The sequence below is a fragment of the Mycolicibacterium hippocampi genome, assembly GCF_010723735.1.
Taxonomy (GTDB): domain Bacteria; phylum Actinomycetota; class Actinomycetes; order Mycobacteriales; family Mycobacteriaceae; genus Mycobacterium; species Mycobacterium hippocampi.
In genome coordinates, this window is record NZ_BLLB01000002.1 from 4,067,814 (window position 1) to 4,092,252 (window position 24,439).

Annotated in this window: 21 protein-coding genes, 1 tRNA gene and 1 pseudogene; 9 read left to right on the top strand and 14 right to left on the bottom strand. The window is 68.2% G+C overall.

Annotated elements, in window-relative coordinates; genetic code table 11:
• Positions 1 to 113: 113 nt before the first annotated feature.
• The 10 genes from G6N53_RS20640 to G6N53_RS20685 all read right to left on the bottom strand — a co-directional run bounded on the left by G6N53_RS20640 (position 114) and on the right by G6N53_RS20685 (position 8,983).
• Positions 114 to 1,112, bottom strand: coding sequence for a patatin-like phospholipase family protein (locus G6N53_RS20640; RefSeq protein ID WP_163891517.1), 999 nt, complete (start codon positions 1,110 to 1,112; stop codon positions 114 to 116).
• 6 nt (positions 1,113 to 1,118) lie between these two features.
• Positions 1,119 to 2,564 (bottom strand): DUF1254 domain-containing protein, encoded by a 1,446-nt coding sequence (locus tag G6N53_RS20645; protein WP_163891519.1) that lies wholly within the window; start codon positions 2,562 to 2,564, stop codon positions 1,119 to 1,121.
• Positions 2,561 to 3,448, bottom strand: a complete 888-nt coding sequence (locus G6N53_RS20650; protein ID WP_163891521.1) for an SDR family oxidoreductase — start codon at positions 3,446 to 3,448, stop codon at positions 2,561 to 2,563. The genes G6N53_RS20645 and G6N53_RS20650 overlap by 4 nt, the downstream gene beginning before the upstream one ends.
• Before the next feature lie 28 nt (positions 3,449 to 3,476).
• Positions 3,477 to 4,715, bottom strand: a complete 1,239-nt coding sequence (gene mshC, locus G6N53_RS20655) for a cysteine--1-D-myo-inosityl 2-amino-2-deoxy-alpha-D-glucopyranoside ligase (RefSeq protein ID WP_163891523.1) — start codon at positions 4,713 to 4,715, stop codon at positions 3,477 to 3,479.
• Between the two features lie 80 nt (positions 4,716 to 4,795).
• Positions 4,796 to 5,575, bottom strand: coding sequence for a 3'(2'),5'-bisphosphate nucleotidase CysQ (locus tag G6N53_RS20660; protein ID WP_163891525.1), 780 nt, complete (start codon positions 5,573 to 5,575; stop codon positions 4,796 to 4,798).
• 17 nt (positions 5,576 to 5,592) lie between these two features.
• Positions 5,593 to 6,411, bottom strand: coding sequence for an Rv2133c family protein (locus tag G6N53_RS20665; RefSeq protein ID WP_163891528.1), 819 nt, complete (start codon positions 6,409 to 6,411; stop codon positions 5,593 to 5,595).
• 6 nt (positions 6,412 to 6,417) lie between these two features.
• Positions 6,418 to 7,005 carry an Rv2134c family protein gene (locus tag G6N53_RS20670; RefSeq protein WP_163891530.1) on the bottom strand — a complete coding sequence of 196 codons (588 nt, stop codon included), beginning with the start codon at positions 7,003 to 7,005 and terminating at the stop codon, positions 6,418 to 6,420.
• 56 nt (positions 7,006 to 7,061) lie between these two features.
• The gene (locus G6N53_RS20675; protein ID WP_163891532.1) at positions 7,062 to 7,778 is read right to left on the bottom strand and encodes a histidine phosphatase family protein; all 717 of its coding nucleotides are present in this window, start codon (positions 7,776 to 7,778) and stop codon (positions 7,062 to 7,064) included.
• On the bottom strand, positions 7,775 to 8,605 hold the full coding sequence (locus G6N53_RS20680) for an undecaprenyl-diphosphate phosphatase (protein WP_163896149.1): 831 nt from the start codon (positions 8,603 to 8,605) through the stop codon (positions 7,775 to 7,777). The genes G6N53_RS20675 and G6N53_RS20680 overlap by 4 nt, the downstream gene beginning before the upstream one ends.
• 54 nt (positions 8,606 to 8,659) lie before the next feature.
• The gene (locus G6N53_RS20685; RefSeq protein WP_205390426.1) at positions 8,660 to 8,983 is read right to left on the bottom strand and encodes a hypothetical protein; all 324 of its coding nucleotides are present in this window, start codon (positions 8,981 to 8,983) and stop codon (positions 8,660 to 8,662) included.
• 181 nt (positions 8,984 to 9,164) lie between these two features.
• Here G6N53_RS20685 and G6N53_RS20690 point away from each other — a divergent pair, with 181 nt between their 5' ends.
• The 3 genes from G6N53_RS20690 to G6N53_RS20700 are packed head-to-tail and all read left to right on the top strand — an operon-like array spanning position 9,165 to position 11,466.
• Positions 9,165 to 10,142, top strand: coding sequence for an SMP-30/gluconolactonase/LRE family protein (locus tag G6N53_RS20690; RefSeq protein WP_205390583.1), 978 nt, complete (start codon positions 9,165 to 9,167; stop codon positions 10,140 to 10,142).
• A complete protein-coding gene (locus G6N53_RS20695; RefSeq protein WP_205390427.1) occupies positions 10,139 to 10,405 on the top strand; it encodes a DUF5703 family protein in 267 nt (88 codons plus the stop codon). Before G6N53_RS20690 ends, G6N53_RS20695 begins: the two co-directional genes overlap by 4 nt.
• Positions 10,405 to 11,466, top strand: a complete 1,062-nt coding sequence (locus G6N53_RS20700; protein ID WP_163891536.1) for a quinone-dependent dihydroorotate dehydrogenase — start codon at positions 10,405 to 10,407, stop codon at positions 11,464 to 11,466. Before G6N53_RS20695 ends, G6N53_RS20700 begins: the two co-directional genes overlap by 1 nt.
• A gap of 3 nt (positions 11,467 to 11,469) precedes the next feature.
• Here G6N53_RS20700 and G6N53_RS20705 read toward each other — a convergent pair whose 3' ends face one another.
• Positions 11,470 to 12,006 (bottom strand): YbhB/YbcL family Raf kinase inhibitor-like protein, encoded by a 537-nt coding sequence (locus G6N53_RS20705; protein ID WP_163891538.1) that lies wholly within the window; start codon positions 12,004 to 12,006, stop codon positions 11,470 to 11,472.
• 34 nt (positions 12,007 to 12,040) lie between these two features.
• Positions 12,041 to 13,363, bottom strand: a complete 1,323-nt coding sequence (locus tag G6N53_RS20710) for a M20/M25/M40 family metallo-hydrolase (RefSeq protein ID WP_163896155.1) — start codon at positions 13,361 to 13,363, stop codon at positions 12,041 to 12,043.
• Between the two features lie 106 nt (positions 13,364 to 13,469).
• Between G6N53_RS20710 and G6N53_RS20715 the strand changes: the two genes are divergently transcribed.
• The 4 genes and pseudogenes from G6N53_RS20715 to G6N53_RS20730 all read left to right on the top strand — a co-directional run bounded on the left by G6N53_RS20715 (position 13,470) and on the right by G6N53_RS20730 (position 15,874).
• Positions 13,470 to 13,555, top strand: a tRNA-Leu gene (locus tag G6N53_RS20715).
• Positions 13,556 to 13,723: 168 nt separating this feature from the next.
• Positions 13,724 to 14,035, top strand: a pseudogene (locus G6N53_RS20720) (type II toxin-antitoxin system Phd/YefM family antitoxin); the annotation flags it as partial.
• 3 nt (positions 14,036 to 14,038) lie between these two features.
• The gene (locus tag G6N53_RS20725) at positions 14,039 to 14,473 is read left to right on the top strand and encodes a type II toxin-antitoxin system VapC family toxin (protein WP_163891543.1); all 435 of its coding nucleotides are present in this window, start codon (positions 14,039 to 14,041) and stop codon (positions 14,471 to 14,473) included.
• 87 nt (positions 14,474 to 14,560) lie between these two features.
• The gene (locus tag G6N53_RS20730; protein WP_371870846.1) at positions 14,561 to 15,874 is read left to right on the top strand and encodes an acyltransferase family protein; all 1,314 of its coding nucleotides are present in this window, start codon (positions 14,561 to 14,563) and stop codon (positions 15,872 to 15,874) included.
• Here the strand turns inward: G6N53_RS20730 and G6N53_RS20735 are convergent.
• Together G6N53_RS20735 and G6N53_RS20740 are read right to left on the bottom strand one after the other, a co-directional pair.
• Complete coding sequence (locus tag G6N53_RS20735; protein ID WP_163891547.1) at positions 15,853 to 19,866, bottom strand: bifunctional nitrate reductase/sulfite reductase flavoprotein subunit alpha; 4,014 nt, start codon at positions 19,864 to 19,866, stop codon at positions 15,853 to 15,855. The genes G6N53_RS20730 and G6N53_RS20735 overlap by 22 nt on opposite strands.
• A 22-nt stretch (positions 19,867 to 19,888) precedes the next feature.
• Positions 19,889 to 21,295, bottom strand: a complete 1,407-nt coding sequence (locus tag G6N53_RS20740) for a NarK family nitrate/nitrite MFS transporter (protein WP_163891550.1) — start codon at positions 21,293 to 21,295, stop codon at positions 19,889 to 19,891.
• A gap of 276 nt (positions 21,296 to 21,571) precedes the next feature.
• On the opposite strand from G6N53_RS20740, the gene G6N53_RS20745 reads away from it, so the two are divergent.
• A complete protein-coding gene (locus tag G6N53_RS20745) occupies positions 21,572 to 21,925 on the top strand; it encodes a molybdopterin oxidoreductase (protein ID WP_163891552.1) in 354 nt (117 codons plus the stop codon).
• Positions 21,925 to 24,411 carry a nitrite reductase large subunit NirB gene (gene nirB, locus G6N53_RS20750; protein ID WP_163891554.1) on the top strand — a complete coding sequence of 829 codons (2,487 nt, stop codon included), beginning with the start codon at positions 21,925 to 21,927 and terminating at the stop codon, positions 24,409 to 24,411. Before G6N53_RS20745 ends, nirB begins: the two co-directional genes overlap by 1 nt.
• Positions 24,412 to 24,439 lie beyond the last annotated feature (28 nt).

Below are 24,439 nucleotides of genomic sequence, written 5' to 3' on the forward strand. Positions count from 1 at the left end.
CGCAATCCGGCACCAGCGGGCGGTAGCCCGCAATCCGGCACCAGCGGGCGGTAGCCCGCAATCCGGCACCAGCGGGCGGTAGCCCGCAATCCGGCACCAGCGGGCGGTAGGGGTCAGCGGAACCGGGCGAGGTACTCCGGCCAGTTCCACGTCGCCAGGAAGTCCTCCCCCGCACGCCGTCCTTCCTGGTAGAGCGCCCGCTTGTCCGGGTCGGACAGGTCGAAGTCGAGAACTCCGACCTCGCTGGTGTCGATCCGGATGGTGCGGGCGCTGACCCGGGGCTGGTTCAGATAAGCCTGGTCACGGCCCACGAGCACGGTCGTCACCACCTGTTCGAGCAGCGTCGGCGAGCCGAGGAAGTGCAGCGGCCGCAGCGCCGGGATCACCTCGGCGTTCGCGGCGGGCAGGTTGGGTAGCAGCGTCACCCCGAGGGTCGGCCAGCGCGGCGGCCCGCCGTCGGTTCGGTCGAGGGAATCGATCGGGAAGTTCGACAGCAGCCCGCCGTCGACGAGCGTCGATGTCCTGTCTCCGCTGCTGGTCAGCGTTGCGGGCCGGTAGAAGAACGGGATGGCCGTCGACGCGCGGACGGCGTCTGCGACCGATTGCCGGTCCGGGTCCAGGCCGTAGATCCGCTGGTAGTCCCACGGCAGCCGGATCAGCTGCCCCAGGGTGACGTCGGCCACCGTGACGACGAGGCGGTACCGCTGCTCCGGCGGCAGGCTGTCATCGTCGATCGCCAGATCGGCGAAGGTCGTCACCCCGAACTCGGCCAGCCGCGCCGCGACCCACTCGCGCAGCGCGTCGCCCCGGTAGATGCCGCCGCCGGTGAGCACACCCCAGGCCGGGCCCACCACGGGGACACGTTCGACCGGTCCGGGATCGAGGAACCTCCGGTAGTCGATGTCCAGCGCCAGCGCTTCGAGCCGCTCGGCGGACAGGTCGCCGCTCTGCGTGGCCGCGGCCAGAACGGCGCCCACCAGCGCTCCCGCGGAGGTGCCGGAGACGCGTTGCGGCACATATCCCGCGCGGACCAGCGCCGCGACAGCCCCGACGAGGGCGACCCCTTTGACGCCACCGCCCGAGAGCACCAGGTCGGCTCGCTTGCCGGCCATCTGCGGTCAGACCTTCTCGGGCGGTTGCGACTTCCAGGTGCCGTTGAGCGCGTCGGGCTTGGGCCAATACAACCGCAGAACCAACTGGAACGGCCCCTCCGGTGCGGGCAGCCAGTTGGACTCCCTGTCGATGCCTGGCGAGCTGTTCTGCACGTAGAACGTGTACCCGCCATCCGGGTCGGGCACCAGGCTCGGCAGCATCTCCGAGTTGATCAGATAGCGCTTCATCGGGTTGGCGACGAGCCGGCTGGCGGGCATCTCGTACATGGTCAGCGACCAGAATGCGTTGACCGGCGGCAACTCGCCGGATGGGAAGCGGAACACGTAGTTGTTCGCGCCGGTCAGCGGCTCACCCTGGGCGTCCTGGGTGAAGGCCGGGTAGACGGCCTCGGCCGCGGTGTTCCCGTAGATCCCCAGAGCCGCGCCGGCCATCCGGGACAGGTAGTTGCTGTTGAGGTCTTCTCTGGTGCCGAAGAGCTGCGCCGAGGTCACCTTGCCGGTCTCCAGGTCATTCTTGCGGAACGCGTCGAACTCCGCCCAGGCGTCGGCCATGCCACCTTCGACGGCGGCGCGGATCTCCGGGCTGAGGGTGTCCGCGTCGAATCCGTCCTCGGATCCGATGCCGATCGTCGCGAAGCGCTCCCGCAGCGCCCGCTCCTGCGGCAGCGTCGGGGCGTAGCGCAGCGCGAAGTCGAGGATCTCGAAGAACTGCGGCGAGGTCCGCTGCTGCTCGGCGGTCAGCGGAGGCACGAAGTCGATGGCCGGCACGGGTTGCGGCGGTGGCTGGTTGAGGAACACCGACAGCGGCGCGACCTGATAGCCCGCCTGGATCTTCTTCACCTCCTCGATGTCGGAGGGGCCGAACAGCTGGGTTCGGAACAGCAGAAACGCCAATTCGGTGTCCGACCGGATCACCTCATCGACCCCTTCGGGCTTCTCGCCCTCCCAGTTCGGGCCGGCGAGGAGGTAGGTGCCGCCGCCGTTGCCGGTGGTGCGGCTGCCGACGTAGGCGAAGTTGTAGGTGTAGGCGTCGACGAACTGCACTGAGAAGTACCGATCCTGCTGGATCGGCGGCACTGTCAGCACCAGCGGCTCCGCCCGTAGATCGGCGCCAACGGTGGAGTAAGGCGTGTCCGAGTTGGGTGTCTGGATGGCGGTGTCCTCGGGGGTGAACACCCGGGCGGCGCTGTGTACCTGGTTCCAGACGCCCTTGTACTGCGGATCCTGCTTGTCGACGAAATAGGTGTACTGCACCCGGTAGTTGTCCACCACCGGGAACCCGTAGACGTAGGCCTCCTTGGCGATGGCCCGAACCTCGTCCGGGGTGACGGCAGCGGCCGACTCGGTCGGGGGCGGTGCTGAGGTGTCGGTGGCCTCGGCGTCCCTGGTGTCGGTGCTGCATCCGACGAGCAGGGTCAGTGCGGCCAGTCCGGCGGCCAGCCGGCGGATCACTGCTCTTCCAGCTCTTTGGTGCGGGCGCCCATCGATCGGCCGAGCGCGGCGACCTGGGCGTCCATCCTGGGGAGCAGGTCGGGCACGAACCCGGCCACCGGCCGTTCCCCGAGGGGGGTGGACAGCACCGGTTTGAGCCATCGCAGGACACCGACCCAGCCGGGACAGTTCACCTGTCGTCTGCGGCGCTCGATGCCGGTGACGAATGCCTGCCCGCAGTCTTCGACGGAGGTCGTCCGGTTCAGCGGGAACGGCAGCCTGCTCAGCATCTCCGTGAAGGTCGGCAGATCGGCCTTGGTGTCGCGCACCAGCGGTGTGTCGATCCAGGACATGTGCGCTGAGCCGACGTCGACGCCGCGGTGGGCGACTTCGAGGCGGAGTGCGTTGGCGAAATGTTCGACGGCGGCCTTGGCGGCGTTGTAAGGGGCCAGGCCCGGTGCCGCGGCGTAGGCGGCCAGCGACGACACGATCAGCACGTAGCCACTCCGGTCGAGCACCGAGGGCAGGGTCGCCCGCACGGTGTGGAACACGCCCATGACGTTGACGTCCATCAGAGTTCGGACTGCCTGCGGATCGACCTGGAGCACCGAACCGTAGGTCGCGATGCCGGCGTTGGCCATCACGACATCGATGCCACCGAACCGCTCGACCGCACTGGCCGCGGCGGCCTCCATGGCGCTCAGGTCACGCACGTCGGCCACGATGGTGTGCACTCGGTCACCGCCCAGCGTGTCGCGCAACTCCGCGAGCGGCGCCTCGTCGAGATCGGTCAGGACGAGTCGGGCTCCCCTGCGGTGCAGCCGCCGGGCCACCTCGGCCCCGACGCCGCGCGCACCACCGGTGATGAAGACAGTTTTACCGGCCACCGATCCCGCTGAAGTCACAGCGGAAACCTACTCCACCGCAGGTGGTTTACAGCTCAACGCCGAGCAGCGCGTCGACCGCCGCTGCGACCGTGGACCCGGCCGAGGTGTCGTGTCCTCCGTAGGTGAGCGCGTCGGTCGCCCAGCCATCAAGGGCGGCAATCGCTTTCGGGGTGTCCAGATCGTCGGCCAGGTAGCGGCGCACTCGGGCGACGACGTCTGCGGCGTCGGGCGCAGCCGCCAGCTGGGTCGCGCTGCGCCACCGGTGCAGCCGGTGCACCGCCTCGTCGAGCACTGCCTGACTCCAGAACCGGTCGTCGCGGTAGTGCCCGGCGAACAGCCCGAGCCGGATGACGCCGGGGTCGACGCCGTCGCGTCGCAGTCCCGACACCAGAACCAGGTTGCCGCGGCTCTTCGACATCTTGTGCCCGTCCCAGCCGATCATGCCGGCGTGCACATAGTGCCGCGCGAAACGTCGCTCCCCGGTGACGGATTCGGCGTGTGCGGCGGAGAACTCGTGGTGCGGGAAGATCAGGTCGCTGCCGCCGCCCTGGATGTCGAGGTCGGTGCCGATGCGGCTGAGCGCGATCGCGGCGCACTCGACGTGCCAGCCCGGCCTGCCCGGCCCGAACGGTGACGCCCAGCTGGGTTCGCCAGGGCGTTCGGCCTGCCACAGCAGCGCGTCGAGCGGGTCGCTCTTGCCGGACCGCTCGGGGTCTCCCCCGCGTTCGGCGAACAGCGCCAGCATGGTCTCACGGTCGTAGCCCGACTCGTAGCCGAACTGCGCGGTCGCCCCGGCGTGGAAGTACACGTCGGGATACTGCGGATCGTCGATGACGTAGGCAGCACCGGAGGCCAGCAACTTCTCGACTACCTCGATGACCTCGGCGACGGCTTCGGTGGCGGCGATGTAGTCGTGCGGCGGCAGCACCCTCATCGCCGCCATGTCCTCACGGAACAGGTCGGTCTCCCGGTCGGCGAGCTCGCGCCAACCGATGCCGTCACGCTGGGCACGCTCGAAGAGCGGGTCGTCGACGTCGGTGATGTTCTGCACGTAGTGCACCTCGTGACCGGCGTCGCGCCACACGCGGTGCACCAGATCGAAGGTCAGATACGTGGCGGCGTGTCCCAGGTGGGTGGCGTCGTAAGGGGTGATCCCGCACACGTACATGGTGGCGGTGGCTCCGGGGGCGACCGGGCGCACCTGCCGGTCTGCGCTGTCGTAGAGCCGCAGCTGCGGCCCGCGTCCGGGCAGCACCGGCACGCTCGGCGCCGACCACGATTTCATGACCCCGACTCTAGACATCGTCGTGTCCGACAACGCCGAGGGCTGTTTCATTCCCTATTCATTCCCGGGTCCGGTCCCGGTCAGTGCCGGTAGGCGGCCAGGATCTCGGTGAGCAGGACCTCCGCGAGCTCCGGGCGGCACATCAGCAGATCCGGCAGATAGGGGTCGCGGCGGTTGTAGATCAGCGGCGACCCGTCGATCCGCGACGCGTGCATGCCCGCGGCCCACAGCACGCCTGCGGGCGCTGCCGAATCCCACTCCCACTGACCGCCCGCATGGAGGTAGGCGTCGACGTCACCGCGGACGACCGCCATCGCCTTGGCCCCGGCCGAACCGATCCGGACCAGCTGGATGTCGAGTTGCTCACGCAGCCGCCACAACACCGGCGGCGGCCGGTTGGAACTGGCGGTGATGCGGATCGGCCCGGCGGTGCGCGGCGGCGGGGCGGTGACGGTGTCGGTGCGATACACCTCGCCGCGCGCGGGTAGCGCCACCGCGGCGTCGGTGATGGACCCGCCGTGCGGCCCGGAAGACCGCTGCCAGAGCGCGATGTGCACCGCCCAGTCGGCGCGGCCGGGCAGCGAGTACTCATGGGTGCCGTCGACCGGATCGACGATCCACACCCGGTCGGCGTGCACACGCGACACGTCGTCGACGGCCTCCTCGGAGAGCACCGAGTCGTTCGGGCGCTCCCGGTGCAGCCGGTCCAGGATCAGTGTGTTGGCCTGTTTGTCACCGGCGTCGCCGAGATCGTACGGGTCATAGAAGTCTCCGTACCCGATCTGTTCGCGCATCGCCAGCAGCAGCTCACCGGCTTCGGCGGCCACTTCGGCAGCCAGCGCTGCGTCGGTGAGGGTCACCGGGCAAGTACACCACGTCAGAACGCCGGCCACGGTATCGGCCGTCGCCGATCGGGCGTCGGCATCACCGGGTTGGCCAGCAGGGCAACGATTCTGGCTCGCAGGGCCGCCACTTCCCGGGCCGTGATATGGCCACCCAGTTGCGCGCCGAGGTCACCGTCGAGCGCGTCGCCGAGTCCGGTGACGGCGTCGAGGGTGTCGTCGTCGACCGGTTTTCCGGCCCACCCCCACAGGACGGTGCGCAGCTTGTCCTCGACGTGCAGGCTGACCCCGTGGTCGACGCCGTAGATCTGTCCGTCCACACCGGTCAGGACGTGGCCTCCCTTGCGGTCGGCGTTGTTGATCAGCACGTCGAACACCGCCACCCGGCGCAGCCGGTCGTCGTCGGCGTGCACCAGCGTCACCTCGTCGCCGGCGTAGTCGTAGGCCTGCAGGATCGGCAGGAAACCGGCCGGGATGCTGCCCGAAGGCAGCAGGTCGATCAGATCGGGCCCCGCGTCGGTTGCGTCGGCCGCGTCGGGGTCGTCGTCGCCGGGCTGGTCGACCCAGCGCTGCACCATGCCCGGGCCGGCGGGTCCGTCACGAATGATGGTGTAGGGCACGATGTTCCACCCCAGTGCCGCCGAGACCAGGTACGACGCGAGTTCGCGTCCGGCCAGCGTGCCGTCCGGGAAGTCCCACAGTGGCGCCTCGCCGCGGATCGGCTTGTAGACGCAGTGTTGGGTGCTCTCGCCGAGGACCGCCTCGCACAGGAAGGTCGCGTTGCTCGCCGAGCGGATCCGTCCGAGGACGGTCAGCCCACCGCTCAACAGCACCTCATCGGGCCGAGGTGTCATCGGGCGCTACGAGTCGAGGTCATCGTCGGATCCGCCGAGCGCACCGCGCCGGTAGCCGTTGGTGCGGACGCAGATGTGACCCTCGGGATCGAGGGGCTCGTCACACAGCGGGCAGGGCGGACGCCCGGCCGAGATGACGCGGTTGGACCGCGTCGCGAACTCGCGGGCCGATTCCGGGGTCAGGAACACCCGCACCGCGTCGGGACCCTCCTCCGCGTCGTCGAGGACCACCGACGCGTCGAACTCGACATCCGAGACCGCCAGCAGCTCGACGACGACCGTCTGCGCCTCGGAGTCCCAGCCCAGGCCCATGGTGCCGACCCGGAACTCGGCGTCCACCGGGGTGATGAGCGGGCTGAGATCCTCGACCTCGCCGTCTTCTGGCGGGATCGGCGTGCCGAAACGGCGGTTGATCTCCAGCAGCAGTGCCGCGATCCGCTCGGCGAGTACCGCGACCTGCTGCTTCTCCAGGATCACCGAGATCACCCGCTTGTCGTGGACAGCCTGCAGATAGAACGTGCGATTTCCCGGTTGGCCGACGGTCCCGGCCACGAAGCGGTCGGGTGTGCGGAAGACGTGGATTTCGCGGGCCATGGCAGATTCCAAAATACCGGCTGTGACACGTCAGCCGTAATTGCGCCGCGTCGCGCTCATTCGGTGGACCCGCCCACCACGGCTTCGCCGGTGGGCACCGGGCCGTCCTGATCGCCCTCCTGCGCCTTGGTGTCGGCAGGTGGGGCGGACAACGCGGCGTTCAGTGCGGAGCCGGTGTGGTTGACGTGGATCACGAAGGGCCGCAACGTGGTGTACCGGATGACGCTGACCGACGCCGGGTCGGCGTTGATGCGCTGGAAGCTGTCCAGGTGGGTGCCGAGCGCGTCGGCCAGCACCGACTTGATCACGTCGCCGTGGCTGCAGGCGACCCACAGCACGTCCCCACCGTGCTCGTCGGCGAGCCGGCGGTCGTGCTCGCGCACCGCGGCCACCGCGCGGGCCTGCACCCCGGCCAGTCCCTCCCCGTCGGGGAACACCGCCGCGCTGGGTTGCTGCTGCACCACCGCCCACAGCGGTTCCTTGACCAGCTCGCCGATCTTGCGCCCGGTCCAGGAGCCGTAGTCGACCTCCACGATCCGGTCCTCGGTCACCGGCTCCAGACCCAGCGCTGCCGCGAGCGGTTCGACGGTCCTCGCGCAGCGCAGCAGCGGCGAGCGGACGATCGCCCGGATGGGCAGCGCCCCGAGCCGCTCGACGAGGGCCCCGGCCTGTTCCCGGCCCCGGTCATCGAGGTCGACCCCGGCGGACCGGCCCGCGAGGGTGTGCGCGGTGTTCGATGTCGAACGGCCGTGGCGCAACAACAGAACGGTCATATGGCGGCCACCACCCCTGTCCCGAGAAGAATCAATACGACGACGCCCAGCACGATCCGGTAGCCGACGAACCAGTACATGCTGTGCCGGACCAGGAAGCGCAGGAACCAGGACACCGCGGCGAATCCGACGACAAACGCGATCACCGTGGCGACCAGCAGTTGGGCGCCGCTGGCGCTCATGCCCTCCCCGACCGGGTTGAAGGCATCGGGCAGCGAGAACAGCCCCGAGGCGAACACCGCCGGGATCGCCAGCAGGAAGCCGAACCGCGCGGCGAGCTCACGTTCGAGGCCGAGGAACAGCCCCGCGCTGATCGTCGCCCCGGACCGCGACACCCCCGGCACCAGTGCCAGGCACTGGGCGAATCCGACGATGACGGCGTCGCGCCAGGTGAGCTGCTCCACTCGGCGGGTCTGCCTGCCGTAGTACTCGGCAGCTGCGATGACCAGGGAGAACACGATCAACGCGGTCGCCACCAGCCACAGATTGCGGGCACCGGTGCGGATCTCGTCCTTGAAGAGCAGCCCGACCACTGCGATCGGGATCGAGCCGATGATCACCCACCAACCCAGCCAGTAGTCGGCGTCACGGCGGCCGCCCTTGAACAGCCCGCGGAACCACGCCTTGACGATCCGCGCGATGTCGCGCGCGAAATACACCAGCACCGCCGCCTCGGTGCCCAGCTGGCTGACGGCGGTGAACGAGGCCCCGGCGTCCTCGTCGAAGAACACCCGGGACGCGATGGCCAGGTGTCCCGACGACGACACCGGCAGAAACTCGGTGAGCCCCTGCAGCACCGACAGGACCACGACCTGCAGCCACGACATCGCAGGCACGTCAGTCACGACGACGACCGTACCGTGGGCTGGGGTCAGCGGCGGTCAGCGGTTGTGGCGCGGCACCGGCTGCGCCTCGGCGACTTCATCGCGCACCGCGGCCGCCAGACTGCGCTCGTCGGACAGGTCGATATCGGTGAGCTTGCGGGTGGCCACCGCGACGACGTCCTCCGACTGCGGGACCGGGCCGCGCAGCCTGGGCCGGTAGATCTCGACGACCAACGCCTGACGTTCGATGTGGAACGAGAACGAGCGCCCGTCGCCGACCTGGCCGAATCCGCTGGCATGCACACCGGTGGTGATGTCCTCCAGAGCGAAGTCCTGGCGGGTGTTCTGATGGGTTACGTCCCCGTCGGCGGCAAGGGTCATGGTCCGTACCATACCGCCGTGGCCGCCGTCCGGGGCAACAGATGGGGGCGTTATCGGGTCACGACGTTGCATACACTGGCCTTTTCGATCAGGATCCACCGAAGTGAGCGAGAGCTACCCGTTGCCGAGCCGAATAAACACACCAGTTCAGCGGGTTCGCCTCGGCGCGGCAGTGCTGGCAATGGCGCTTGTTGCCGGTTGTTCCTCGAACCCCGTGGATTCACCCCCACCGACGATCGACCCCGGGCGCGCCGCCGTCTCCCCCGCGGTGACCGTCACCCCGCCCGGGGTCGTGCTTCCGCTGGCCGGGCCGGCAACGGCGGCGGCGTTCGACGAGTCGACGGGTGCGCTGCTGGTTCTCGGTGCCGGTGAACGGCCGGTCGTCACGGTCTTCGCCGCATCGGGTGCCGCCACCCCGGTGGAGCTGGATGACGCCGCGACGGCGATGGCGGCCGAGGGCGACGGGCAGGTGGTGCTGTCGACCAAAGGGGGCTACTTCCGGCTCGATGTCGCCTCCGGAGACCTCACCAGGGTCGCGGTGGAGGGCCATGAAGGGGTCGACTTCACCGCGATCGCGCGGCGCGCCGACGGCCTGCTCGTGCTGGGCAGTGCCGACGGTACGGTGTTCACGCTGGCCTCGGACACCGAGGTCGGCGCGCAGCTGAAGATGTTCGCCCGCGTGGACAGCATCGTCACCCAAGGCAATACCGCGATCGTGCTGGACCGGGCGCAAACCTCGGTCACCAGCCTCAACATCGACGGCACGACGTCAGCACAGGCCCTACGGGCGGGCCGTGGCGCCACCACGATGGTGGCCGACGGGGCTGGCAGGGTCCTGGTCGCCGACACTCGCGGTGGCGAATTGCTGGTGTACGGCGCCGACCCGTTGATCCTGCGACAGCGCTACCCGGTGCCGGATTCGCCATACGGACTGGCGTCCTCTGATGATCCGGCCGGGCTGGTGTGGGTCGCCCAGACGGCGACCAACACCGTCGTTGGCTACGATCTTGCGACCGGCATCCCCGTCGAGAAAGTGCGTCATCGAACCGTGCAGCAACCCAACTCGCTGGCTTTCGACGCGTCGTCGGACACCCTGTACGTGGTGTCGGCCACCGGAGCCGGCGTCCAGGTCATCAACTCCGCCGGGGTGGCGACGTGAGCTCCGGCTCACGGGGCCGGATGCCGGCGGCGTGGAGCAAAGCAGTTTCCGAGGACCACTCCGGTGAGTACGAGTGGATTCCGCTGCGGCTGCCCCCCGACGTGACGCGCGTGAGTGCATCCATCCGGTTGTCGATCGAGGCCGAGTACCGCGGGTGGGAACTGACCAGGGTTCGGCTGTACACCGACGGCAGCAGACGGGTGCTGCTACGCCGCAAGAGGCGTGCCGACCGGTCACACGACCCGGACCAGCCGGCCCTGTGATGTACCGGGCGCTGCGCCGGGCGCTGTTCCTGGTGCCGCCGGAGCGAATCCACACCTGGGTGTTCGCCGGCCTGCGCACCGCAACCACCCCGGCACCGCTGCGCCGGCGTCTTTCCCGCCGACTGATGCCCAGCGACCCGGTGCTGGCCAGCACCGTGTTCGGAGTACGGTTCCCCGGCCCGATGGGGCTGGCCGCCGGCTTCGACAAGGACGGGCTCGGAGTGCATGCCTGGGGTGCGCTGGGGTTCGGGTTCGCCGAGGTGGGCACCGTCACCGCGCAGGCCCAACCCGGCAATCCGCCGCCGCGGATGTTCCGGCTGCCCGCCGACCGCGCGCTGCTCAACCGGCTCGGATTCAACAACCGCGGCGCCGGCGCGCTGGCCGCGCAGCTGACGCGAAGCACCCCCGATGTGCCGATCGGGGTCAACATTGGCAAGAACAAGGTGACACCGCCGGAAAAGGCCGCCGACGACTACGCCGAATGCGCCAGGCTGCTCGGGCCTGTGGCGGACTACCTCGTGGTCAACGTCAGCTCGCCCAACACCCCGGGCCTGCGTGACCTGCAGTCGGTCGAGTCGCTGCGCCCCATCCTGACCGCCGTCCTGGCGGAGACGTCGACCCCGGTGCTGATCAAGATCGCACCAGACCTCGCCGACAGCGACATCGACGACATCGCCGACCTCGCAGTCGAACTCGGCCTGGCCGGGATCGTGGCCACCAACACGACCGTCTCCCGCGCCGGGCTGGCGACATCGGGGGTCGAGGAACTCGGGCCCGGCGGCATCTCCGGCGCCCCGGTCGCGCAGCGCTCCGCGGAGGTGCTGCGGAGGCTGTACCCGCGCATCGGCGACCGGCTGGTGCTGATCAGCGTCGGCGGTATCGAGACCGCCGACGACGCCTGGGAGCGCATCGTGTCAGGGGCCTCGCTGCTTCAGGGGTACACCGGTTTCGTCTACGGCGGGGGGCTGTGGGCCAAGACCATCCACGACGGGATCGCCCGCCGGCTGCACGAGCACGGGTTCGCCCACCTCGCCGAGGCCGTGGGTTCGGCGGCGCGCTAGCTGCTACTTCTGCTCGTAGGTGCCGGTGATGAGCGCGCGCGCGATGGCGTGGCTGAACAGGTTGAAGCCCAGGTACGCGGGCGTCCCCTCGGCCGGCACGTCGAGCTTCTCGACGTCGACCGCATGCACGGCGACGATGTAGCGGTGCGGACCGTGCCCCGCCGGCGGGGCAGCGCCGATGAAGCGCTTCAGGCCGGCGTCGTTGGCCAGAGTGACCGCGTCACCGGGGAAGCCCTGGTTGCTGCCGTCACCGACACCGGCGGGCAGGTCGGTGACCGTGGCGGGCAGGTTGAACACCGCCCAGTGCCAGAAACCCGAGGCCGTCGGCGCATCAGGGTCATAGACGGTGACGGCGAAGCTGCGGGTCTGTTCAGGGAAACCCGACCAGCTCAACTGCGGCGAGACGTCCGACCCGCCAGCTCCCATGATGCCGCTGACCTGGTCTTGGGCCCACGGCTGGCCGTCGGTGAACGACTCCGAGGTCACCGTGAACGTGGGCAAGTCGGGCAGGAAGTCGTAGGGGTTGTAGTCAAAGGCCATTGAAGCCGATCCTCTCTGTCGTCAGTCGGTTGGTTCAGCAGTGCAACAGGAAATGCTCGAGGACCTCGGCACCGAAGGTCAACGCGTCGACGGGTACCCGCTCGTCGACGCCGTGGAACAACGCCGCGAAATCCAGGTCCGGCGGCAACCTCAACGGAGCGAACCCGAAGCACCGGATTCCCAAGCGGGCGAAGTGTTTTGCATCGGTACCCCCGGAGAGCATGTAGGGCACGGTGCGCGCTTCGGGATCGGTGGACAGGATCGCGGCGTTCATCGCCTCGAGCAACTCGCCGTCGAACGGGGTCTCATACGAGGGAAGCGCGGTGATCCACTCCCGGCTGACGTCGGGGCCGATCACCTCGTCGACCTCCCGCTCGAATTCGGCGAGACGGCCCGGCAGCACCCGGCAGTCCACGACGGCCTCGGCGGTAGCGGGGATGACGTTGGCCTTGTAGCCGGCGTTGAGCATCGTCGGGTTCGCGGTGTCGCGCAGCGTGGCGCCCACGATCTTGGCGATCGACCCGAGTTTGGCCACCGCCCCGTCGATGTCGGGCGATTCGGGGTCGAAGGTGTACCCGGTCTCCTCGCTCACCGCGGCCAGGAACTGCTCCACCGATTCGGTCAGCACGATCGGGAACCGGTGCTTCCCCAACCGGGCGACCGCGGCGGCCACGGCGGTGACGGCGTTGTCGTCGTGCACCATCGACCCGTGCCCGGCGCGGCCGCGCGCGGTCAGCCGCATCCACATCATTGCCTTCTCGGCGGTCTCGATGAGGTACAGCCGACGCTCGCCGCCGTCGCGGCGCGGCACCGTCAGCGAGAATCCGCCGACCTCACCGACCGCCTCGGTGACGCCCTCGAACAGGTCGGGCCGGTTCTCCACAAGCCATTTGCAGCCGTAGTTGCCCCCGGCTTCTTCGTCGGAGACGAACGCGAAGACCAGGTCGCGCGGCGGCACGATGCCGGAGCGCTTGAAATGCCGGGCGACCGCGATGATCATCCCGACCATGTCCTTCATGTCGACCGCGCCGCGGCCCCACACGTAGCCGTTCTCGACGGCCCCCGAGAACGGGTGGACACTCCAATCGGAGGCCTCGGCGGGAACCACGTCGAGATGGCCGTGCAACATCAGCGCGCCGCGCGACGGGTCGGCACCGGCGAGTCGGGCGAACACATTTCCGCGGCCGGGGGCGCCGGCCTCGATGTACTCGGTTTCCAGGCCGACCTCCTCGAGCCGGTCGGCGACCCAGCGCGCGCATTCGGCCTCGCCCTTCGTGGTGGCCAGATCGCCGGTGTTGGAGGTGTCGAACCGGATGAGCGCACTCACCAGGTCGACGACCTCGTCGCTGGGTGTCATGGGAGTACTCACAGTCCCTTTCCTACCACTGTCTGCCCGATGCACCCCGCTCCCCGGGTTTTGGCCCGGGGCGGCTGATCCGATAACCTAAGCTGCCTTCGAACTGGTCCGAGTGGCGGAATGGCAGACGCGCTAGCTTGAGGTGCTAGTGCCCTATTAACGGGCGTGGGGGTTCAAGTCCCCCCTCGGACACTCTTGGATTTCGTCGCCCCGGCAGATGCCGGGGCCGTCGCCATGCAGATGACCACTAGCGCCGGCTGCGCCGAAGTTCCACCGGCGACGGCAAACACTCTCCGCTGCAACACTTTTTCGGGTGCCGCTTGCGTGTAAACAGCCTGCCCCGTCATGCGGGTGCCGCACTCAAGTAGTGACATGTACATATCAAGGCTGAGTGAGTGTACAGTTCACGGTGTGGAGGTATCCGTGACCGAGCTGCGCGCGCACCTCAGCGATTGGCTCGATCGAGCACGGGCCGGCGGTGAGGTCGTCATCACCGACCGCGGGACTCCGATCGCACGACTCGCTGCGCTGGACAGCGCAGGCACCTTGGAGCGCCTCACGGCCGAAGGCGTGATCGGCAGGGCCACCGCGCCGCGGCCCGTCGCCACGGGTCGGTCCGGACCTCGACCCCGGCGGCCGGTGTCTGACCGGGTCAGCGACCAGCGGCGCTGACCGGTGTCGCTCGTCTACTTCGACGCCAGCGCCTTCGTCAAACTGCTCACCACCGAGCCAGGGAGCTCCCTGGCGTCTGCGTTATGGGACGGCTGCGACGCCGCATTGTCCAGCCGCCTGGCCTACCCCGAAGTCCGCGCCGCACTCGCTGCAGCAGCCCGCAATCGCGACCTGACCGAATCCGAGCTCGCCGGCGCCGAGCGTGACTGGGCGGAATTCTGGGCGGCGACCCGTCCAGTCGAACTCACCGTGGAGGTTGAACAGCAGGCCGGCCACCTCGCCCGAGTTCATGCCTTACGCGGGGTCGACGCTGTCCATCTGGCCAGCGCTTCGGCTGTCGGCGACCCCGGCCTGATCGTCGCCGTCTGGGACCGACGCCTGCATACCGGAGCCCAGGCCGCCGGGTTCCGAGTCGCCCCTGCCCAACTCGATCACTAGTCACCGCGAACATTCCCCGGGAGCCGGGTGCGCAACACGAGCGCCTGCTGCGGCGCGAACGTCCCGTCGCCATCCACAATGACAGCGATGGACGATCCGAGAGCTTCGTCACCCCCGCGCGAGATCGCGCTCGACCTGTACCGGTCGGCGGCAGTGGTCCTCGTGGTCGTCGGCCACTGGCTGCTGTCGGTGATGACCTACCGCGACGGCGAGTTCGGCCGGGACAACCCCCTGGTGCTGATGCCGTGGACCCAGTGGATCACCTGGTTCTTCCAGGTCGTCCCGGTGTTCTTCGCGGTGGCCGGATACGCCAGCGCGGTGTCGTGGTCGCGGCTGGGCGCCGACGCCGCTACGTCGCGACAGCAGTGGATCCGCCACCGGGTGGCCCGCACCCTCGGACCGACCGCGGTCTACGCGGTGTTCGTGCTCGCCGTGATCGTCGCGTTGATGCTGGCGGGCATCGACGGCTCGGTCCTGGAGTTGGGCGGCTGGGCGGTGGCCATGCATCTGTGGTTCCTGGCCGTCTATCTGATGGTGGTGGCGTTGACCCCGCTCGCCCTGGCCGCTCACCGGCGGTGGGGCCTCGCGGTGCCTGCGGTACTGGCGTCCTGCGTGGTCCTGGTCGACGCGGTGGGGATCAGCACCGGGTACACCGAGATCCGGATGGCCAACTACTTCTTCTGCTGGGCGGCGATCTACCAACTCGGAATCGCCTGGCACGGCGGACTTCTGCGCACCCGGCTGCTGGTGTCGATGGCCGTGGCGGCGGCGGTGGCACTGCCGTTTCTGGTGACCTGGGGGCCCTACCCGATCGCGATGATCGGCGTTCCCGGTGACCGGGTGGAGAACAGCGCTCCACCGTCGGTGGCACTGCTGGCGCTGGCGATCGTTCAGATAGGCATCCTGTTCGCGCTGATACCGGTGCTGAACCGGGTGCTGGCGCGCGGCAGATGGCCACGGATGATCTCGACAGCCAACAACAACGTGTTGGCGCTGTATCTGTGGCACATGATGCCCGTCATCGTCGTGACGCTCGTCGGCTACCCGACCGGCCTTCTCCCGCAACCGCCACTGGGTTCCGGCGCGTGGTGGCTGGCCCGCCTGGAGTGGGAGTTGGTGCTGGCGGTGGTCACCGTGGCGCTGCTGAGCCTGCTGTTCTGGCAGCGCCGCCTGTTCGCGGCGCCGCTGCCGACCTTCGCGCTGCCGGTGCCCGGTGGCATCACCGCGCCGCTGCTCTACCTCGGAACGGCCGGGTGCGCGCTGTCGCTGGCACTGATCTCCGCCGGCGGTTTTGCGCCCGGGGGTAGGACCCCGCTCGCGGCGGTGCTGTTGTTCGCCGCGGGAGCACTGTTCGTCGCCGTCCGCCCCCGCGACACCGCTCAGTACACGTCGCGCACGTAGCGCTTCTCGGCGACCAGTTCCCGCTTGTAGTCGCGTGCCGCTTCTGCGCTCATGCCGCCGTGGGTCTTGACGATGTCGGTCAGTGCGTCGTCGACGTCACGGGCCATCCGTCCGGCGTCCCCGCAGACGTAGAAGTGTGCTCCCTCGTCGAGCCAGCGCCACACGTCGGCGCCGTAGTCGAGCATCTTGTGCTGCACGTAGATCCGCTGTGCCTGGTCGCGGGAGAACGCCAGATCCAAGCGGTTGAGGAAGCCGTCGTCGACCATGTCGGTCAGGTCGTCGCGATAGTAGAAGTTCTGGTCGCGATGCTGGTCGCCGAAGAACAACCAGTTGCGACCGGTGTGCCCGAGGGCGCGACGCTCCTGGAGGAAACCCCGGAACGGCGCGATGCCGGTACCGGGCCCGACCATGATCATCGGGGTCTGCGCATCCCGCGGTGGCCGGAAGTGCGGCGAACGCTGCAGGAACACCGGCACCGGTGCGTTGTCTGGCAACTCGGCCAGATAGGTGGAGGCGACGCCGCCGCGCGGACCACCGTCGCCGCCGCGGTAGCGGAGCACCGACACCGTCAGCTGTGCCTCGTGCGGGCTGACAAGGGGGCTCGAGGAGATCGAGTACTGCCGCGGTGTCAGCCGCACCAGCACCTCATGCCACAGTTCGGGTGCGGCGCGGACAGTGAACTCGCGGACGAGGTCCAGGCCGTTGCGGTTCACCAGCCATCGGTCGAGCGCGCCGCGGTCCTTGCGCAGTCGCTTGGCCACCGCGGGTTCCGCACAGTGTTCGGCGACGAATCCGACCAGGTTGGCCGTCACCTTGCACACGTCGTAGTGCGACGTCAGGGCGTGACGCAACGGCACGGCGGCACCGTCGAGGATGACCGACTCGTTTCCGCTGAATCCGGTGGCCGCCAACCAGTTCTCGACCACCTGCTCGGAGTTGCGCACGTAGACGCCGAGCGAGTCACCGGCGGCGTAGGTGACGTCGTGGTTGCTGATGTCGAAACCGAACTGACGAACGTCTTTGGCCGCCGTGGCCGGGGTCAGCCGGGTGTTCCGGGACAGCGGCGCGGTGATCGGGTGCGCGCGGGTGAACCACACCGGCCCGGACGCAGGCGCGGATTCGGGCTCCCGGACCTGCGGCGCCACCTCCGCAGGCGCGGCCGGAGCGGCCAGCACGTCGACGACGGCGTCGGCCCACCGGGCGAGCGGTTGGTCGTCGTAGGCTTCACATTCCGCGCGGTCGAGCACCCTGGTGGCACCCAACTCCGAGAGCCTTGTGTCCAACGATTTCGCATGACCGCAGAAGTTGTCGTAGGACCGGTCGCCGATGCCCAGCACCGAGTAGCGCACCCCCGTCAGCGACGGCGCCTGCGGGGATTGCAGCCGCTGCCAGAAGTCGGCACCGTTGTCCGGCGGTCCACCGTCGCCGAACGTGCTGGTCACGACCACGACCTCGCCCGCTCCGCTGAGATCCGACAGCGCCACGTCGTCCATCGCCCGAAGTCGGCCGCCCGGCAGGCGGCCGCCCAGTTTTGCGGCGAACTCCTCGGCGTTTCCGGTCTGGGAGGCCCACAGCACCAGCGGTCCCGTCTCCACCGCGGCATCGACGCCAGGGCCGGCGTCGCCGGACCGCGAATATCGGCCTGCCAGCAATCCGTCGACCCACAGCCGCGCGGACCTGCCGAGCGGCGCGGCGGCCGGCAACACCGGCACACCAGGTGCCCCTTGCTCGACGCCGGCGAAAAAGCCGGCCAGATAGCACTTTTCGTCGTCGGTGAGGGTGGGCGCCTCCGCCGGGATGGGCAACCCCGCCTCGGCCGGTACCGGAGTGAGGCGCACCGCGCACACTTTGAACTCCGGCTGCAACGAATCCGGGTCGACGGCGTCGTTGGTGACGGCGTTGATGGTCAGATGCTCACCGTGCTCGTCGTTCCAGTGGAACGGCACCCAGGTGTTGCCCGGCCGTACCCGGTCGGTGACGACGGCGGGAAGCACGGCGCGGCCCCGCCGGGACGTCAGCTCCACCTCACGGCCGTCGGCGATTCCCAGCGCGGCCGCGTCATCGGGATGGATCTCGACGAACGGGGCAGCGTTGAGCTTGTTGAGCTTGGCGACCTTGCCCGTCTTGGTCATGGTGTGCCACTGGTGCTGGAGCCGGCCTGTGTTCAGGATCATCGGGTAGTCGTCGTCGGGCAGTTCGGCGGCGTCCAGGTGCGGGCGTGGGTGGAACACCGCACGGCGGGACGCGGTGGCGAACGCGAGCCGCGGACGGTGCCCGTCGGTACTGGTGTACAGGTCCTGGGAGACCCCGTCGTTGAGGTAGCGGATCGGGTTCCGGTCGTCGGAGCCGGCCGGGCTGTCCTCCGGCGGGCAGGGCCACTGCACCGGGGTCTCGCGGAGCCGCTCGTAGCTGGCCCCGCGCAGGTCGTATCCGGTGCGCGGATTGTGGAACCGGCGGATCTCGTTGAAGATCTGTTCGCTGGACTTGTAGTCGAACGCGCTGCCGAACCCGAGATGTCGGGCGACACCGCAGATCAGTTCCCAGTCCGGCCGGGCGTCACCGGCGGGAGGGATGGACTGTTGCAGCAGGGTGAGGTTGCGATCCGAGTTGACCATCACGGCGTCGGCCTCGGCCCACAGGGTGGCCGGCAACATGATGTCGGCGTAGTGATTGGTCGCCGTGTCTGCGTACGCGTCCTGGGTGATCACCAACTCAGCGGCCTCGAGGCCGGTGATCACCGTCTCCCGGTTGGCCACGGTGGCAACGGGATTGGTGCAGATGATCCACACCGCCTTGATCTGGTCGCTGCCGAGCTGCCCGAACATGTCGATGGTCCCCGGTCCGACCTCGGTCCTGATGGTGCCCGGTTCCAGGTCCCATTGCTGCTCCACGAAGGCCCTGTCGGCTGCCGACAGCACCGCCCGCTGACCCGGCAGACCCGGCCCCATGTAACCCATTTCGCGTCCACCCATGGCGTTGGGCTGGCCCGTCAACGACATGGGTCCGCTCCCCGGACGGCAGATGGCTCCGGTGGCCAGGTGCAGATTGCAGATCGCATTGGTGTTCCAGGTGCCGTGGGTGCTCTGGTTCAGCCCCATCGTCCAGCAGGTCATCCAATCCCCCGCCGCGGCGATCATCGCAGCGGCGACGCGGATGTCGGCCTCGGACAGGCCGGTGATCGCGGCGACCCGGTCCGGCGGATAGTCGGCCAGGAACTGCGGCATCGCCTCCCAGCCTTCGGTGTGCTCGGCGATGAAGTCCTCGTCGATGGCCCCGTCCGCGACCAGCAGGTGCAGGATCCCGTTGAGCAACGCCAGATCGGTACCGGGGCGGATCTGAAGGTACAGGTCGGCCTTCTCGGCGGTCGTGGTCCGGCGCGGGTCGACGACGATCAGCTTGGCGCCGGCCTTGAGCCGGTCGGCCATTCGCAGGAACAGGATCGGATGGCAGTCGGCCATGTTGGAGCCGATCACGAAAAACAGATTCGTGCAGTCGAAGTCGGTGTAGGAACCCGGCGGCCCGTCAGAGCCCAGCGATTGCTTGAACCCGGTCCCGGCACTGGCCATGCACAGCCGGGAATTGGATTCGATGTGCACGGTGCGCAGGAATCCCTTGGCCAGCTTGGTGGCAAGATATTGCGACTCGATCGACATCTGACCCGAGACGTAGAGCGCCACCGCATCTGGACCGTGCTCGTCGACGATCGCCCGCAACCGTCTGCCGGCTTCGGCGAGTGCGTCGTCGACATCGGCGGCCACCGGGTCCGCGTCGCGCGACGGTCGCAACAGGGCGGTGGTGAGCCGGCCGTCGGTCGCGGCCATCATCTCTGCGTGCGTGGCGCCCTTGGTGCACAGCCGCCCGAAGTTGGTCGGGTGGAGTTTGTCCCCGGACACCTTGGCGATCACCGGTGCGCCCGTAGCGGGGTCGGTGCGGGTCTCAACCGAGATCCCGCAGCCGACCCCGCAGTAGGAGCAGGCGGTGCGCGTGGTCATCGCGATGTCGTCATCCTTCGTGTCAGACGCCCGCCTGCGCCATCCGGCTGCCCTTGCGCAGGTAGAAGTACCATGTCACGACCAGCAGGACGAGGAAGAAGCCGACGTAGAACTGCAGCGCCGGCTGGATGTTGCCGAACTCGGACTTGGCCCACGCGTAGGCGAGGGGCACGATGAACCCGCCGAACGCACCGACCGACGAGATGACTCCGAGCGCACCCGCAGCCTGACGACGCATATGCAGCATGGTCAACGGGTCGCCGCCGGCGTCTTCACCCTTCACCCGGAAGATCTTCGAGATCATCCGGTAGGTGGAACCGTTGCCGATGCCAGTGGCGACGAACAGGAACATGAAGGCGATGAAGAACACCGGCATGTTCGTGGCCTGCACCGACCAGAGCGCGCCCGCGGCGCCGACCGCCAGCATGACGAAGCTCAGCGCGGTGATCCGCGCTCCCCCGTATACGTCCGACAGCTTGCCGCCGAGCGGACGGGCTACCGACCCGATGAATGCACCGAGAAATGCCCAGGTCAACGCAATGTCACCACGGTCGAACACGGCCTTGAGCAGCGTCGGGAACGCCGCCGAATAACCGATGAACGAGCCGAACGTCCCGATGTAGAGCAACGACATCACCCACGTGTCCGTGTGGCGCAGCGAATGCCAAACCGGCTTCACATCGGCTTTGGCCTCGGTCAGGTTGTTCATGAACAGGAACGCACATATCGCCGCGGCGACCGCGAACGGCACGTAGAACAGCCCCGCCAGCGACAGCGTCACCCCAGCGCCGATGGTGACCACAATCGGAATCACCTTCTGCGCGACGGCAACTCCGATGTTTCCACCCGCAGCGTTGAGGCCGAGCGCCCAGCCCTTCTCCTTCTCCGGGTAGAAGAACGAGATGTTGGCCATCGACGAAGCGAAGTTGCCCCCACCGAAACCGGCGGTGCCGGCAACCAACAGCAGCACCCAGAACGGGATGCTCGGGTCACTCACCACCCAGGCCAATCCGAGACACGGGATCAGCAGCAGAAGCGCCGAGATCACCGTCCAATTGCGGCCCCCGAAGACCGGGACAGCGAACGTGTACGGGAGTCGGAGGAAGGCCCCGACGCCGCTGGGCACCGCAACCAGCCACAGAGCCTGCGAGGTGGTCAGCGCCCAACCGGACGCCGTGGCGGTGCCGTCGGCCGCCGCCGTCATCTGGACGACGACGATGCTCCACAGCAGCCACACCGAGAAGCCGATGTGCTCGGCGAAGATCGAGTAGATCAGGTTTTTCCGCGCGACGGGTCGCCCGACCGAGTCCCAGAATTCGGGGTCCTCGGGGCGCCAGTCGTCGATCCAGTGCTTGCCCCGATGGCGACCCGGCGCACCGGGTGGCGCCGTCGTGACTGCCCCCGTCGATTCGCTGTCCGTAACGGTCATGATGTCTCCTGTGGTGGATGGATCCGATGCGGTCAACTGCCGCCGCCGGCGGCTGTGCCAGACACTCCCCGCCCGTAACCGCAACGCTGCGTTCGGGCTTGTCCCAGGTTTACTGCCTGGGCATTCCGCATCCGTTGCACGTTGGTGACCGCGATGAAAACACGGCCTCACACCGCAGGTCAGCTCACCGTGAGGTGGTCGCTGAGTGATCAGGGGGATGCACGGGTGACTTGCGGGTGAAACGAATCGGAAACAACCGGCTTCTAGCTTCGAGCCATGTCCGACGGAAGTAGTCCTCGATTCCTGCAAGGTGTGTTCGGGTTCGACGGCGGCGGATACGAAAAGCCGCTGCTGATCGACGAATCGCTGCGCTATGTGGTCCCTGCAGGCGCCACGTCCCAGCCGGTCTATTTTCGTGGCGGCAACTCGGCCGACCAGATGGTCACCGTAATCCTGTTCCGCGACGGTAAACCGATGCGCTACTTCCCGATCGCCGCCGCAGGCGCCACCCACGTGGCGTTGCGAGTGGTGGAGGATCTGCTCGCCGATACGGTGCTCGAGCTCTATGTCGCTGCGCCCGAAGGCGCCAAGGGCACCGTGATCGTTGATGTCGGTCTCGTGGAGGTGTGATGTCGGAGAAAGCCCGCCTCGTGGTGGTCGGCAACGGGATGGCCGGGATCCGCGCGATCGAGGAGGTCCTCGCCAGGCAAAAAGGCGGAACCAATGCCGAGGATTTCCAGATCACCGTTTTCGGCGACGAGCCCTACGGCAACTACAACCGCATCCTGCTGTCGAACGTGCTTGCCGGCCTTGATGATCCGGCCGAGATCTATCTCAACTCCCTGGACTGGTACCTCGACAACGGTATCGACCTGCGCAGTGGGGTCCGTGTCGTCCGACTCGATACCTTCGCCCACCTGGTGCATGCCGATGACGGCACCGCGCTGCGTTACGACAAACTGATCCTGGCCACCGGCAGCCGCTCGTTCTTCCCGCCGATGACCGGGCTGTGGGCCGACAACAAGACCCTGGCCGACGGCGTGTTCGGTTTCCGGACGCTCGACGACACCGCCACGATGATCTCCGAAGCCGCCAACCGCACCAAAGCCGTCGTCATCGGCGGCGGCCTACTGGGACTGGAAGCCGCTCGGGGACTGCAGACTCGCGGGTTGACCGTCGACGTCGTCCACGCGGGCCCGACGTTGATGAACGCCCAGCTGGACGATCCGGCCGGCTCCATCCTGCGCAAATCGGTCGAATCGCTGGGGATCACTGTCCATACCGAGAAGCGCACCACCGAAGTCGTCGTCAACGACGGGCGGCTCCGGGCGATCACGTTCTCCGACGGCAGGCAGTTGGATTGCGACATGCTGGTGATCGCGACGGGAATCCGGCCCAACGTGGGGCTGGCACAGCGAGCCGGCCTGACGGTGGAACGCGCCATCGTCACCGACGACCACATGCGATCGGTTGATGACGACGACGTCTACGTCGTCGGTGAGTGTGCACAGCACCGCGGCCAGGTCTACGGACTGGTGGCACCGCTGTGGGAACAGGCCAAGGTACTGGCCGACCACCTGACCGGTGCCGATACCAGTGCGGCCTATCACGGCTCCCGGGTCGCCACGAAGCTCAAGGTCGCCGGTGTCGACGTCGCCTCGATGGGCGTCAAGGGCCCCGAACATCCCGACGACGAGTTCGTGCAGTACTCCGAACCCAAACACGGCGTGTACAAGACGGTGGTGATCCGCGACGGGAAACTGGTCGGCGCCACCCTGGTCGGCGACGTGTCGAAGGTGTCGTTCCTGACCCAGGCCTTCGACAGTGGGATGCCGTTGCCCGACGAGCGGGTGGAGCTGATGTTCGACATCGGCACGCCGGATGTCGGTGTCGGGGTCGCCGAGCTATCCGACGACGCCCAGGTGTGCAACTGCAACGGTGTCTCCAAAGGCGCACTGGTGGACTGCGTGCACGGCGGCGAGTCCTCGGTGGCCGGTGTCATGGCGAAGACGAAGGCGGGCAAGGGTTGCGGCTCGTGCAAGGAGCTGGTCTGCCAGGTGGTCGAGTGGGCCGCCGGAGGTGCGGTCACCGAGGATCCGTCGGCGTCGTGGTACGTGCCCGGGATCCCGTACGACAAGCCGACGCTGATGCGTCACATCCGGGAGCTCGAACTGCATTCGGTGTCCTCGGTGTTCGCCGCGCTGGCTCCGGACGGCCGGGAGGACGCGGGCTCGAAGATGGCGCTGGCGTCCCTGCTCGACATGATGTGGGCCGACGAGTACGTCGACGAGCGCGACGCGCGGTTCATCAACGACCGGGTGCACGCCAACATCCAGCGCGACGGCACTTTCTCGGTGGTGCCGCAGATGAAGGGCGGGGTCACCGACGTCGCTCAACTGCGCAAGATCGCCGACGTCGCGGAACGCTACGAGATCCCGATGATCAAGCTGACCGGCGGCCAGCGTATCGACCTGCTCGGAGTGCGCAAGGAGGACCTTCCCTCGGTGTGGGAAGACCTCGACATGCCGTCGGGATACGCGTACGGCAAGAGTTTCCGGACCGTGAAAACCTGTGTCGGCAGCGACTTCTGCCGCTACGGGCTCGGCGATTCCACCGCGCTGGGGATCGCGATCGAGGAGCGGTATCAGGGGCTGGCCAGTCCCGCAAAGTTGAAGCTGGCTGTCACCGGCTGTCCACGCAACTGTGCGGAGGCGTTGTGCAAGGACCTCGGTGTGGTCGCGGTCGAGGGAGGTCGCTGGGAGGTCTATGTCGGCGGAGCGGCCGGCGCGCACATCCGCAAGGGCGATCTGCTGGCCACCGTCGACGACCCGCAGACGGTGATCACCCTGACCGGCCGGTTCATCCAGTACTACCGCGAGAATGCGAACTGGCTGGAGCGCACCTACAAGTGGGTGCCCCGGCTCGGCATCGAGCACCTACGCGCCGTGTTGGTCGATGAGCCCGACGACGGCTTCATCGCCGGGTTGGACGAGCGGATGCAGAAGTCGGTGGACGCCTACCGCGATCCGTGGCAGGACGGGCGGGAACCGGCGTCCGAAGGTCAGTTCCGGTCGTCGCTGCCGCTGTTGCCACTCCCCCGGGTTCCCGTACGATGAGCGCTACTCTCGTTGAGACTGCGCTCAA